This is a genomic window from Micromonospora cremea (assembly GCF_900143515.1).
Classification (GTDB): Bacteria; Actinomycetota; Actinomycetes; order Mycobacteriales; family Micromonosporaceae; genus Micromonospora; species Micromonospora cremea.
In genome coordinates this window covers 2,262,109-2,275,011 of record NZ_FSQT01000001.1, presented here as the reverse complement: position 1 = coordinate 2,275,011, position 12,903 = coordinate 2,262,109, and the positions used below count along the sequence as shown (strand labels likewise).

Annotated in this window: 11 protein-coding genes and 3 pseudogenes; 12 read left to right on the top strand and 2 right to left on the bottom strand. The window is 71.7% G+C overall.

The annotated features are described in order from the left end of the window. Positions 1-65: 65 nt before the first annotated feature. The 4 genes and pseudogenes from BUS84_RS10480 to BUS84_RS10470 all read left to right on the top strand — a co-directional run bounded on the left by BUS84_RS10480 (position 66) and on the right by BUS84_RS10470 (position 3,657). Positions 66-941 (top strand): LLM class F420-dependent oxidoreductase, encoded by an 876-nt coding sequence (locus BUS84_RS10480; RefSeq protein ID WP_074310903.1) that lies wholly within the window; start codon positions 66-68, stop codon positions 939-941. Between the two features lie 221 nt (positions 942-1,162). Then, positions 1,163-2,740 (top strand): annotated as a pseudogene (locus BUS84_RS10475) (serine/threonine-protein kinase); the annotation flags it as partial. A 54-nt stretch (positions 2,741-2,794) separates the two neighbouring features. Then, the gene (locus BUS84_RS39780; RefSeq protein ID WP_425293446.1) at positions 2,795-3,214 is read left to right on the top strand and encodes an RICIN domain-containing protein; all 420 of its coding nucleotides are present in this window, start codon (positions 2,795-2,797) and stop codon (positions 3,212-3,214) included. Between the two features lie 26 nt (positions 3,215-3,240). Further along, positions 3,241-3,657 carry an NUDIX hydrolase gene (locus BUS84_RS10470; protein ID WP_074310899.1) on the top strand — a complete coding sequence of 139 codons (417 nt, stop codon included), beginning with the start codon at positions 3,241-3,243 and terminating at the stop codon, positions 3,655-3,657. A 65-nt stretch (positions 3,658-3,722) separates the two neighbouring features. On the opposite strand, the pseudogene BUS84_RS10465 reads toward BUS84_RS10470, so the two are convergent. After that, positions 3,723-5,124, bottom strand: a pseudogene (locus BUS84_RS10465) (catalase); the annotation flags it as partial. On the opposite strand from BUS84_RS10465, the pseudogene BUS84_RS10460 reads away from it, so the two are divergent. The 8 genes and pseudogenes from BUS84_RS10460 to BUS84_RS10425 form a co-directional block, all read left to right on the top strand. Then, a pseudogene (locus BUS84_RS10460) lies at positions 5,120-5,527 on the top strand (poly(ethylene terephthalate) hydrolase family protein); the annotation flags it as partial. The pseudogenes BUS84_RS10465 and BUS84_RS10460 sit on opposite strands and share 5 nt — an antisense overlap. Before the next feature lie 137 nt (positions 5,528-5,664). After that, positions 5,665-6,450, top strand: coding sequence for an ABC transporter ATP-binding protein (locus BUS84_RS10455; RefSeq protein ID WP_074310897.1), 786 nt, complete (start codon positions 5,665-5,667; stop codon positions 6,448-6,450). A gap of 58 nt (positions 6,451-6,508) precedes the next feature. Further along, positions 6,509-7,231: an ABC transporter ATP-binding protein gene (locus BUS84_RS10450; RefSeq protein WP_074310895.1), complete on the top strand. Its 723-nt coding sequence runs from the start codon at positions 6,509-6,511 to the stop codon at positions 7,229-7,231. 27 nt (positions 7,232-7,258) lie between these two features. Next, positions 7,259-8,137: a branched-chain amino acid ABC transporter permease gene (locus BUS84_RS10445; RefSeq protein WP_074310893.1), complete on the top strand. Its 879-nt coding sequence runs from the start codon at positions 7,259-7,261 to the stop codon at positions 8,135-8,137. Continuing rightward, positions 8,134-9,246, top strand: a complete 1,113-nt coding sequence (locus BUS84_RS10440) for a branched-chain amino acid ABC transporter permease (RefSeq protein WP_074310891.1) — start codon at positions 8,134-8,136, stop codon at positions 9,244-9,246. The genes BUS84_RS10445 and BUS84_RS10440 overlap by 4 nt, the downstream gene beginning before the upstream one ends. An 86-nt stretch (positions 9,247-9,332) precedes the next feature. Next, positions 9,333-10,619: an ABC transporter substrate-binding protein gene (locus BUS84_RS10435; RefSeq protein ID WP_074310889.1), complete on the top strand. Its 1,287-nt coding sequence runs from the start codon at positions 9,333-9,335 to the stop codon at positions 10,617-10,619. Positions 10,620-10,816: 197 nt separating this feature from the next. Then, entirely contained in the window at positions 10,817-11,584 is a 768-nt protein-coding gene (locus BUS84_RS10430; protein ID WP_074310887.1) for an SDR family oxidoreductase, read from the top strand. A gap of 85 nt (positions 11,585-11,669) precedes the next feature. Further along, complete coding sequence (locus tag BUS84_RS10425) at positions 11,670-12,281, top strand: TetR/AcrR family transcriptional regulator (RefSeq protein WP_074310884.1); 612 nt, start codon at positions 11,670-11,672, stop codon at positions 12,279-12,281. Between the two features lie 21 nt (positions 12,282-12,302). On the opposite strand, the gene BUS84_RS10420 is transcribed toward BUS84_RS10425, so the two are convergent. After that, positions 12,303-12,854: a DinB family protein gene (locus BUS84_RS10420; protein ID WP_074310882.1), complete on the bottom strand. Its 552-nt coding sequence runs from the start codon at positions 12,852-12,854 to the stop codon at positions 12,303-12,305. Positions 12,855-12,903: the final 49 nt, after the last annotated feature.

Here is a 12,903-nt window from a genome sequence, read left to right as displayed (position 1 = left end):
GTCGATCAATGGGCGCCCGGCGGCGTCGAGGACCACTAGGCTTGGTTCCGGAGGTGTCGCGAGGGATGAAGCTCGGACTGCACTACTGGAGTTACTCGACCCCGGCCGAGCCGGCGGCGATCGCACCGACCCTGACCGAGGCGGCCACCACCGCCGAGCAGGCCGGCGTCGCGTCCTTCACGGTGATGGACCACTTCTTCCAGATGGAGGCGGTGGCCCCGGCCGAGGAGCCGATGCTGGAGGCGTACACGACGCTGGGCTTCGTCGCGGCGAAGACGCAGCGGATGACGCTGGGCGTGCTGGTCACCGGGGTGATGTACCGGTACCCGGGTCTGCTCGCCAAGACGGTGACGACGCTCGACGTGCTCTCCGGCGGCCGGGCCCGGCTCGGGATCGGCGCATCCTGGTACGAGCGGGAGCAGCGCGGGCTCGGCGTGCCCGTGGTGCCGATGACCGAGCGGTTCGAGCGGCTGGAGGAGACGCTGCGCATCGTCCAGCAGATGTGGAGCGACGACAACGGGCCGTTCGTCGGGCGGCACTACCAACTCGCCGAGACGATCAACTTCCCGCAGCCGTTGAGCCGTCCGCACCCGCCCGTCATGATCGGCGGCGGCGGCGAGAAGAAGACCCTGCTCCTGGTCGCCCGGTACGCCGACGCCTGCAACCTGTTCGGCACTGCCGCCGGCGCCGAGGACGTGGCGCGGAAGTTGGACGTGCTGCGCGGGCACTGCGCCGCGGAGGGCCGTGACTACGACACCATCGAGAAGACGGTGGTCGCCCACCGGCCGCCCCTGGTCGACGTCGACGCGTTCCTCGCCGAGGTGTCCTCGTACGCCGCGCTCGGGGTCACCGAGGTGCAGGTCACGCCGGATCGCCACCCGGTGGAGTTCGCCCGACGGCTCGGCGACGAGGTGCTGCCACGGCTGGCCGACATCGGCTGACGCCTGCGACGGTGCGACCACTGTGAACAGCAGCCGAACCCGCGCTGTATTTCTGTGCGTCCACCATCAGCCGTGAAGCGTCCGAAAAGCGGGACAGTAGCGATCCTGCGCATCGGCGTCGTGCGCGGTCAACGGGAATGATCCGAGTCACATAAACGTCGGCATCGCCCGTCGGAAACTGCTGCCGTGGCCAGCCAGGTAGCCTCTCCCGCGTGCCGCAGATGTTACCAATTCTTGTTACCGATCGGTATGAAGTCCTGGAGCTCCTCGGCCAAGGCGGAATGGGTCGAGTGTGGAAAGCCCGCGACCGGATGCTTCAGCGCGACGTGGCAATCAAGGAAATCGTTCCACCGCCGGGTCTGACCGATGAGGCGCGACAGGAATTGCGCATCCGATCACTTCGCGAGGCGCGAGCGATCGCGCGGCTCGACCATCCCCATGCCGTCCGGGTCTTCGATGTATTGCTGGGCTCGGACGGTGACCCGCAGATCGTGATGGAGTACGTGCCGTCCCGCTCGCTGCACGAGATCATCGCCACCGACGGCCCCGTCCCACCGGTACGGGCGGCGGAGATCGGGCTGGCGGTGCTGGGCGCGCTCCGCGCCGCGCACCGTGCCGGGATCATGCACCGCGACGTCAAACCGGCCAACATCCTGGTCGGCACCGACGGTCGGGTCGTGCTCACCGACTTCGGCCTGGCCACCGCGGTCGAAGACGTGAACCTGACCCTCAGCGGTGTGGTGCTCGGCTCGCCCGCGTACGTCTCGCCCGAGCGGGCCATGAGCGGCACCGTCGGTCCGCAGGGAGACTTCTGGTCGCTCGGTGCGACCCTGTTCGCCGCAGTCGAGGGTCAGTCGCCGTACGCCCGGCCGTCCAGCCTGATGAGCCTGGCCGCGCTCGTCACCGAGCCGCCACCCGCGGCACGACACGCCGGGCCGCTCGCGCCGGTGCTGACCGGGTTGCTCCGGAAGGACCCGACCGAGCGGATGGACGCCGACACCGCCGAGCGACTGCTGCGCGCGGTGCTCGCCGGCGCGCCACAGCGCACGGCGGTGGCCACCCCATCCCACTCGGAGTCGGCGCCGACCCTCGCCCATCCGACCGACGCGCACGCCGTACCCCGGATCCCGGCCCAACCCGCGCCGGACGCCGACGGTCCGGTGTCGTCGGCCCGCGCCGGGCGGGGACGACCGACGCTGCTGCTCGGCGGGCTCGCCGCCCTGCTGGCACTCGGACTGGTGATCGGCATCCCACTGGCCACCCGAGGAACGTCGCGCGCGACCGGCAGCGGGGCGGAGTTGGTGGACACCGCCGCGCCGGGTGCGGCGGCGAGCGCCGGCCCGTCGCCGACCGCCGCCGCGGGTGGTGCGATCACCTGGTCGGTCTATCGGGACAGCAGCGGGTTCGCTGTGCCGGCGCCGCGCGACTGGCGGATCGTCCGGCGGGGACACCAGGTCGAGTTCCACGAGCCGGACGGCGACCGGGTGCTGCTGGTCAGCCAGACCGACTCGCCCCGCAGCGACCCGCTGGCCGACGTGACCCGCCGCGAGAAGGACCCCGCCCTGCCCGGGCGCTACCGCGACTACCGCCGCATCGAGATCGTCGCCGTCAACTACCAGCTGAAGGCCGCCGACTGGGAGTGGGTCTACACCGGCGACACCGGCACGGCGATGCACGCCCGGCAACGCACCTTCACGACGGGAAAGCGGAAGGGCTACAGCATCGTCTGGTCGACACCGGATGCCGCCTGGGCGGCCGGAGTGGAGGCCTTCCGGGAGGTCACCGGGGGCTTCCGGCCGGCATCGGCGCCGGCGGGCACCGCTGCGAGCGCCAAGCCCAACAGCACGCCGTCGGTGGCACCGAGCGCCGCGCCCAGAACCTCGGGCCACCGTCTCGTCGGTGCGGCGAGCGACCGGTGTCTGGACGTCACGGCGCCGGAGTCACCCGACCCGGTTCGGGTGCGGCTCTGGGACTGCCGGGACGACCGGGCCCGCAATCAGCTGTGGACGATGCGGGCGGACGGGAGCGTGCAACTGGGCGGCCGCTGCCTCGATGTCGTCAACGCGTCGAGCGACGACGGTGCGCCGATCCAGCTCACCACCTGCAACACGACACCGGCGCAGCAGTTCACCCTCAACGAGCAGCGTCAACTGGTCAACGCGCACAGCGGGATGTGCCTGGGCGGGGTCGACTTGGCCACGGCGAGCGGCGCGTTAATCGAACAGCGGACCTGCGACGCCGCGGCGGAGCAGCAGAAGTGGTCCCGGAGATGACGGCGACGGGTGGAGGTGGACGCAGCATGACCTCTGACGTGTCGCAGGGCGCGGTCGCCCTGATCTTCGACGACCTCGGCAATCTTCTGCTGCATCTGCGCGACGACATCCCGGGGATCTCCTGGCCCGGATACTGGAGCGTCCTGGGTGGAGGATGCGATCCGGGGGAGAGCCCGCGCGAGGCCATCGAGCGCGAACTCTCGGAGGAGGCGGGTCTGACCGCCGACGGGCTCGTTGAACTTTTCCAGGTCAGGGACGAGTTCGGGTCGGGTCAACTCATCACGTTCTTCGCGGGACGCTGGAACGGCCGGCCGGACCGACTCACCCTCTCCGAGGGTGTCGAGTTGCGGTTCTTCCCGCCGCAACGGCTCCCGGATCTGCGGATTCCTCCCTACATCCGTACGGCGATCAACCGCGTGCTCGCCGACGACAACGCCTGGTGAACCGCGCTGACGAGGGCTGACCTCCGGACGAACCGGAGGACAGCCCTCGTCAGCGGTTGGTCGTGTCAGGCGACCGAGGCGGGGAAGCGTTCCCACACCCGGTGTGCGGCCATCAGCTGCCGTACAGCGGTCAGGGTTTCGATCGCAGTGCCGGCCGTGACGACGCCGGGGGTCCCCGTCACCCCCGCCTGCTCCAGCACGGTGCCGCCGGCGCCCCAGGCGCCGATCGCCTTGGCGTGCCGCCAGCGCTCCTCGACGAGAAGCAGCACGCGGGGATCCACGGACACCGAGGCGGGCCTGGCCGCCTTGTCGTCATGGGCCGGGATGGCATCCGGTGCGGGCGCCGGCGCCCCGGCCAGCAGGAGCGCGTCGAACTCGACAGATCGACCGGTGGCGAAGGTCCGCTGTACAGGCAGGTTCCCCACCATGCCGCCGTGCGGAGCGATCAGGAGGGGAACCATGCCGGCCTCGAACACGGCTTCGCGTACCTGGTTGACGCCGTCCAGGTCGGTGTCGGGGTCGACGACGATCCCGATCATGCGACCGTCGGCCGGCCACTCCCCGCCGACCTGCGACAGCGCCGGGCTGGGCGTGGCGTCGGCGAGCGGCACGGTCGGCTCCGGCGCGGGCAGCCCCAGACCTGTGGCGACCTGCGCGCACAGCACCGGGTCGATGTTGGCGAGGCACTGGAGCTGGCGTTCCTTGATCGCCTGGTGGTAGCACTTGCCGAGCTCGAAGGTGTAGGCGCGGATGATGTGCTCCTTCTCGACCGGCGACATGCTCAGCCAGAACAGGCGCGCCTGGCTGAAAGTGGTCGTCGAACGAGGCTGGGTTCGCGCGAACCTTGGGTGCCTCCGCCACCGTCACCGGCACGTCGAAGAGCGCCTGTTCGTCGTCGCCCGCCGGGAACGGATTGCCGCCGTCAAGCGAGTTCGGCCGGTACGGCGCGACCCCCGCGTGGACGGCGTGCTGGTGGAAGCCGTCGCGGAGCATGTCGTTGACCGGGGCGTGCGGGCGATTGATCGGAATCTGGGAGAAGTTGGGCCCGCCGAGCCGGGTCAACTGCGTGTCGACGTACGAGAACAGCCGGCCCTGCAGCAGCGGGTCGTTCGTGACGTCGATGCCCGGCGGGAGGTGACCGAGGTGGAAGGCGACCTGCTCGGTCTCCGCGAAGAAGTTCGTCGGCGTCCGGTTGAGCGTCAGTGTCCCGACGGGCTGCACCGGCGCCAGTTCCTCCGGCACGATCTTCGTCGGGTCCAGCAGGTCGATCCCGGCGAAGGTCTCGTCAGGAGTGTCGGGGAAGACCTGGATGCCGAGTTCCCATTCGGGGAACGCGCCAGCCTCGATGGCGTCGTAGAGGTCCCGGCGGTGGAAGTCCGGGTCCACTCCGCCCAGCATCTGTGCCTCCTCCCAGGTCAGGGAGTGCACACCGAGCTTGGGCTTCCAGTGGAACTTGGCCAGCGCCGTGGCCGGCCACTCGATGGGCGGCGGTGGGAGCCTGGAGGCGGCCTCGGCGCGGCCGTCGCTGCAGGCCGCCGTGCCGCTCGCGCCGTGGAACACGGACAAGAGCTGGTCCGAGCTCCGGGTGCCCACGCTGATCATCGGTGGCGAGAGCGACACCGTCGCGCCGGTCTCGTCGCACTCGGAACCCTTCTACAACAGCATCCCGGCGTCCGCCGAGAAGGCGTACCTGGAACTGAACGGGGCGAGCCACTTCTTCCCGCAGACGGTGAACACGCCGACCGCGCGGCAGATGGTGGCCTGGCTGAAGCGGTTCGTCGACAACGACACCCGCTACGAGCAGTTCGTGTGCCCCGGCCCGAGCGGCTCGCAGATCCAGGAGTACCGCAACACCTGCCCCAGTTCCTGATCGCGATCCCCGGGGCGGTCGCCGGTGGCGGCCGCCCCGTCCGCACGGGCAAAGGGGGCATTGAAGGTCTTGACGCGGTACCCGAGAAACGTACACTGCGAGTGTAAATAACACCCGCCACAACAGAGGGATGGGTGATGAAGCGCGGTCTCGAACTGCACCACATCGGGGTACATTTCGGCGGCCTCACCGCCCTCGACGACGTCTCGCTGCGGGTGGCACCCAACCAGGTGGTGGGCGTCATCGGGCCCAACGGCGCCGGCAAGACCACGCTGTTCAACGTGATCTGCGGCTTCGTCTCACCGGAGACGGGATCGCTCACCCTCGACGGCCGGCCGCTGCGGCCACGGCCGCACCGGCTGACCCGGCTCGGCATCGCCCGGACCCTGCAGGGCACCGGGCTCTTCGCCGGGCTCACCGTGCTGGAGAACGTGATGACCGGCGCCTCGCACACCGCGCGGGCCGGCTTCGTCCCGGCGCTGCTCGGTCTGCCGAGCAGCGACCGCGACGAGCGGCGGCTGCGCCAGCACGCTCTGGACATCCTGGACGACCTGGGTATCGCCGGGCACGCCGACGCCGCGCCGACCACACTGCCCTTCGCCGTACGCCAGCGGGTCGCCCTGGCCCGCGCGCTCGCCGCCCGGCCCCGGCTGCTCCTGCTCGACGAACCCGCAGGCGGCCTCGGGGCCGACGACATCACCGAGCTGGCGGAGCTGGTCCGGCAGTTGCCCCGGCGGGACGCCGACCCCTGCGCGGTGCTGCTGGTCGAGCACCACATGGACCTGGTGATGGCCGTCTGCGACGAGATCGTGGTGCTGGACTTCGGCCGGGTGATCGCCGCCGGCACACCCGACGAGATCCGCGACGACCCGGCGGTCACCGACGCCTATCTGGGAGCCGCCGTCGACGAGGCCGCGGCGTGAGCGCGAGGAGTGAGCAGGGTTTGCGAGCCCCGCAGTCGCGAACGAAAGGCGGTGCGGCGTGAGCGCCTCCGACCTGCTCGTGGTGCGCGGGTTGGTGGCCGGCTACGGCGCCGCGCCCGTGCTGCAGGCCATCGACCTCACCGTCCCGGCCGGCACCATCGCCGCGGTCGTCGGCGCGAACGGCGCCGGCAAGACCACCCTGCTGCGCGCGCTCTCCGGCATGATCCGTCCGGTCGCCGGCCAGGTCCTCCTCGCCGGGGAGGACCTGCGCGGCACGCCCGTGGAGCAGCTCGTCCGGCGTGGCATGGCGCACGTCCCGGAGGGGCGGGGCGTGATCAGCGAACTCACCGTCGACGAGAACCTGCGGCTCGGCGGGCTGTGGCGCCGCGACCGGGCCGACGCCGGCCGCGCCCTCGACGAGGTCTACCAGCTCTTCGAGCCGCTGGCCCGGCGCCGTCGGAACCTCGGCCATCAGCTCTCCGGTGGCGAGCGGCAGATGCTCGCGCTCGGCCGGGCGCTGGTCGGCCGGCCCCGTCTGCTCCTGCTCGACGAGCCGTCGCTCGGCCTGGCGCCACGGGTGGTCGCCCGGACGATGGCTCTGCTGCGCCAACTGCGCGACCAGACCGGCCTGACCGTGCTGCTGGTCGAGCAGAACGTGCGCAGCGCGCTCGCCGTCGCCGACCAGGGCGTGGTGATGGCCCTCGGCCGGGTGGTCACCGCCGCGCCGGCGGCCGAACTGCGCGACGACGTCGACCTGCGGCACGCCTACCTCGGTTTCTGACCACCTCGTCCCCGGGAGGGAGAACTGTTGGACCGCTTCGTCTTCCTCACCGTCGACGGCCTGTCCCGCGGTGCGGTCTACGCCGCGTTCGCGTTGGCCCTGGTGCTCATCTGGCGGGCGGCGCGGGTCGTCAACTTCGCCCAGGGGGCGATGGCCGTCGCCGCCGCGTACGTCGCCTACACCGTGGCCGCGGAGACCGGCTCGTACTGGCTGGGCTTCGTGGTCGCGATCGTCGTCGGGCTGCTGCTCGGCGCGCTGGTCGACCGCGCCGTGATGCGCTTCGTCGACCACGCGTCCCCGCTCAACCCGGTGATCGTCGCGCTCGGGCTGGTGCTGCTGATCCAAGCCGTCCTGGGCATGGTGTACGGCAGCGAGTTCCGGCCCGCCGAGGCGCCGTTCAGCCGGTCGGCTCTCACCGTCGGCGGGGTCGCCGTGCTCTCCCCGTACGACCTGTTCGTCTTCGCGGCGATCGGGGTGGTTGTCTGCGGGTTGGCCTGGATGTTCGCGCGGACGCCGGTGGGGCTGCGGATGCGGGCGGCGGCGTTCGCCCCCGAGGTCTCGCGCCTGCTCGGGGTCAATGTCGGTGGCATGTTGACTCTCGGCTGGGCGCTCGCCTCGGGCGTGGGCGCGCTGGCCGCCATGCTGGTCATCCCGACCGAGCTCGGCCTGCACCCGCACGCGATGGACCTGGTCTTCGTCTCGGCGTTCACCGCGGCGGTGGTCGGCGGGTTGGACAGTCCACCAGGGGCGGTGGTCGGTGGCCTCGTGGTGGGTCTGCTGCTCTCCTACGTCAGCGGTTACGCCGGCAGTGACCTCACCCCCCTCGCGGTGCTGGTCCTGCTGCTGGCGGTGCTGCTGGTCCGGCCCGGTGGGCTGTTCGCCCCGGTCGCGGCGAGGCGGGTGTGAGCGCCACCCAGGCGGCCGTGCCGCCGAAGCAGCGGCCGGCCGGCGCCGGTGAGCGCCCGGTCGACCGGCGGCGCGGCTCGACCCTGTTGCGCCACCTCGCCTTCGCGCTCGCCGCCGCGCTGGTGCTGGTCGCGGTCAGCTACGCCGTCGAGCCGTTCCGCAACTTCCAGCTCGCCACCGTGGCCGCCTACCTCTGCGCCACCGCCGGGTTGACCGTCCTCACCGGGCTCAACGGCCAGCTCTCGCTGGGGCACGGTGCGTTGATGGCGACCGGCGCGTACACCGTGGCCTTCTGCCAGAACGCCTTCGCTGACCGTGGGATGACCGGCGGTTGGTTGCTGCCGATCTCGTTGGGCGTGGCGATCGTCAGCACGGTCGCGGTCGGCGCGGTGGTCGGCGTCGCCGCGGCGCGGCTGCGCGGTCCCTACCTGGCGGGGGTGACCCTCGCCGTGGCCGTCGTCGTGCCGGCGCTGGCCGTCACCTTCGACGGCGTCTTCAACGGCGAGCAGGGGCTGTCGGTGCCGGTGGAGCCGCCGCCGGCGTCGCTCGGCCCGTACTTCCCGTACGAGCGGTGGCAGCTCTGGCTGGCCGGCGCGGCCACCCTGCTCGCCCTGCTGCTGCTGGCCAACCTGATCCGCAGCCGGTACGGGCGCACCTTCCGGGCGGTGCGCGACGACGAGGTGGCGGCCCGCCTCGCCGGCATCCACGTGGCCCGCACCCAGGTCCTCGCGTTCGTGGTCAGCGCCGCCACCGCCGGCCTGGGCGGCGCGTTGCTCGCGGTGCTCGCGCAGAGCGTCTCGCCCGGGGCGTTCTCGCTGACGCTGTCGCTCTTCCTGTTGATGGCCGTGGTGATCGGCGGTCTGGGCCGCCTCGCCGGTGCCCTGTGGGGGGCCGTCCTGCTGGTCGCCCTGCCCGACCTCACCCACTCCGTGACCGAGCTGCTCACCCTCTCGCCCGCGGTGGCACAGCGGCTGGAGGGCAACCTCCCGCTGGCGATCTTCGGAATCACGCTGGTCGTCGTCATGATCGCCGCGCCCGGCGGCGTGCAGGGTCTGCTGTCGCGTCTCGGCCGGGCCCTGCTGGCCCGCCGGCCGGGCCGGCGGTCCTGAAGCTGTCCCCTGTCCGGTCTCGGCCGGGCGCCCCACCACCACACCGTTCGATTGAAGAACCGGACCGAGAAAGGTCGGTGTTTCCGATGCACCGTACGGCACGACGCGGTCTTGCGATCGCCAGCACCATCGCTCTGCTGATCACCACCGTCGGTTGCAGCGGCGACGACGGTTCCGGTCCCGGCGGGGGATCGGTGCCGGGCGTCACCGACACCGAGATCGTCGTCGGCACGCACATGCCGCTCACCGGACCGGCCTCGGCCGGCTACTCCAAGATCGCCCCGGCGACGAAGGCGTACTTCGACTACGTCAACGCCAACGGCGGCGTGCACGGTCGGAAGATCACCTACAAGATCATGGACGACGGTTACAACCCGGCGAACACCCAGCAGGTGGTTCGCCAGCTCGTCCTGCAGGACAAGGTCTTCGCCATCCTCAACGGCCTCGGTACGCCGACGCACACCGGCGTGCTCGACTTCCTCAAGAGCAACCGGGTCCCCGACCTCTTCGTCGCCTCCGGCAGCCGCAGCTGGGACCAGCCGGACAAGTATCCCGGCACGTTCGGCTTCAACCCCGACTACACCGTCGAGGGCAAGATCCTCGCCAACTACGCCAAGGCGAACCTGGCCGGCCAGAAGGTCTGCTTCCTGGGCCAGGACGACGACTTCGGTCGGGACAGCCTGGCCGGCGTGGAGAAGGTGCTCGGCGCGGGGACCGTCGCGGTCAAGCAGACGTACGTCACCAGCAACACCAACGTGGCGCCGCAGATCGGCGCGTTCAAGGCGGCCGGTTGCCAGGTCGTCATGCTCGCCACCGTGCCCGGCTTCACCGCGCTCTCCATCGGCACCGCCGCCCGACTGGGCTTCAAGCCGCAGTGGCTGGTCTCCAACGTCGGCGCCGACCATCCGACGCTGGCCAAGCAGCTCGGCGCCGCCGCCCCACTGCTGGAGGGCATGGTCGGCACCAACTACCTGCCGATGCAGAACGACACCGCGAACCCGTGGATCCAGCTCTTCATGAGAATCAACAAGTCGCACAACGGGGACGCGCCGTTCGACGGCAACACCGTCTACGGCATGTCGGTGGGGTACCTGTTCGTTCAGACGCTGCTGGGCGCAGGTAAGGACCTCACCCGCGAGAAGGTGCTCGAGACCGTGCAGAAGGGCGGCTTCCAGGGCCCCGGGCTGGTGCCGCTGCGCTTCTCCGCCGACGACCACTCCGGCTACGGCGGGCAGCGGCTGAGCCGGGTGAGCGGGGGAGTGCAGAGCTACTTCGGGCCGGCGTACGAGACCGACGAGGAGGACGGGCCGGTCAACGAGTACACCGCCGCTCCGGTGGCCCCGCCGGCGAACGGGGTGCCGACCGTCTCCTGACGACCTGCACGCCCGGCAGTCGACCGGGCGTGGTCGCGCGGCACACCGCCGTGACCACGCCCGGTCGTACGGCTGCCCGCTGCCGTGACCGCACCTGATCCGGCCGCGTGGGCGGCGGGCGAGTGCGGGCTGTCCGAGAGCCGGCGCTGCTGTCCCGGCGTTGACCGACACCGATCGCTGCTCCTACTATCTGCACTGTGAATGCAGATTCAGGTCGGCTCGCGGGCCGGGTCGCCATCGTCACCGGTGCGAGTCGGGGGATCGGTCTGGCCATCGCCCAGCGGCTGGTGGCCGAGGGCGCGCGGGTGGGCCTGACCGCCCGGCGTCCGGAGGCGCTGGCCGAGGCGGTCGCCGCGCTCGGCGGCCCGGCGTGCGCCGTGGCCGTGCCCGGCCGGGCCGACGACGCCGAGCACCGGGCGGCCGCGGTACGAGAGGTCACCGCGGCGTTCGGTCCGGTGGACCTCCTGGTCAACAACACCGGCATCAACCCGGTGCACGGTCCACTGGTCGGGCTGGACCTGGCGGCGGCGCGCAAGATCCTCGATGTCAACCTGGTCGCCGCGGGCGGCTGGGTGCAGGAGGTGTGCGTCGCCGGCATGACCGACCGGGGTGGCTGCGTGGTCAACGTCTCGTCGATCGCCGCCCTCGGCCCGTCGCCCGGCATCGCCTTCTACGGGGTGAGCAAGGCCGCGCTCAACCACCTCACCGCCAGCCTCGCGGCGGAGCTGGGGCCGACCGTCCGGGTCAACGCCGTCGCCCCCGGGGTGGTGAAGACCCGTTTCGCCGCCGCGCTGTACGAGGGCCGGGAGGACGAGGTCGCCGCACGGTACCCGCTCGGGCGGCTCGGCCTGCCGCAGGACGTGGCCGGCGCGGTCGCCTTCCTGGCCTCCGCCGACGCCGCCTGGATCACCGGGCAGACCATCGTCTGCGACGGCGGCGTCACGCTGACCGGCCGCGCCGGATGACGGCGGCCCGGGTACCGATGATCACCGTTTGTCTAGACTCGGCGGTGCGTCGGGGGACGTCGTGGCGGTGAAGGGGCGGGGGCGGATGGACGGGGTCGAGGTCGCGGGCCGGGTCGACGGGCGGACCGCCCGGGCCGAGCGCACCCGTGTGGCCATCGTCGAGGCGCACCTCGCGCTCATCTCCGAGGGTGACCTCCGGCCGACCGGGGAGCGCATCGCCGAGCGGGCTGGCATCTCGCTGCGGACCCTCTGGACCAACTTCAAGGACATGGAGACGCTCTTCGAGGCCAGCGGCGCCGAGGTGCTCCGCCAGCAGGACGCGGCCCACCGGCCGATCTCGCCCAGCCTGCCGTTAACGAAGCGGATCGACGCGTACTGCCGGCAACGGGCCCGGCTGCTCCAGCTCATCGCGCCGTCGGCGCGGGCCGCGCAGATGCGCGAGCCCGTCTCCGACCAGTTGCACCGCAACCGCCTCAAGCACATCGACCGGGTCCGGGATGAGGTCGAGCAGCTCTTCGCCGCCGAGCTGGCGCAGGCCGGGCGGGGCCGCGAGCAGCTGCTCAACGCACTGGTTGCGGCCAGCATGTGGCCGGCATGGTCGATGTTGCGCGACGGCCTGGAGCTGGGCGTGGACCAGGCCCGCGGGGTCATGGCCCGCACGGTGGGCGCCCTGCTGGCCGAGGTGACGGCCGGCTGACCCCGGCCGGCGGGCGCCGGGTCAGTCCGGCGGGCTCTCGCCGGTGAGCCCGTCCACCGACTCCCGGATGAGGTCGGCGTGGCCGACGTGGCGCGCGTACTCCTCGATGAGGGTGAGCAGGATGTACCGCAGGGTCGGCGACTCACCGCGGGAGTTCGTGAAGCGGCCGAGCTGCTCCAGGCCACCGTCGGCCAGCGCGTCCGCGACCACACCGCGGGACCGGGTGACGGCGGACCGCCAGTGCGCCACCAGTTGCTCCGGCGACTCCCCGGCGGCGGAGCGCCAGTCCCAGTCGGGGTCGGCGTCCCAGTCCACCGTGTCCCACGGTGGGCCCGCCTCGCGCCCGAGCAGCCACGAGGAGAAGATGTCGTCCTCGACGTGCGCCATGTGCTTGAGCAACCCACCCAGGGTCATCGACGACGGGGCGAGCTGTGCCCGTAGGCCCGCCGCGTCCAACGCCCCGCACTTCCACGCCAGCGTCGCGCGCTGCCGTTCGAGGAAGCCCAGGAGGGTGGCGGCCTCGTCGGCCGCGAGGGGAGGTTTGGGGCTGATCTGCTCCTCGACCTCAGTCATGGTCGTCAACCTACCGACCGGGTCCGACGAATTGTGCCCCGACGCCCGC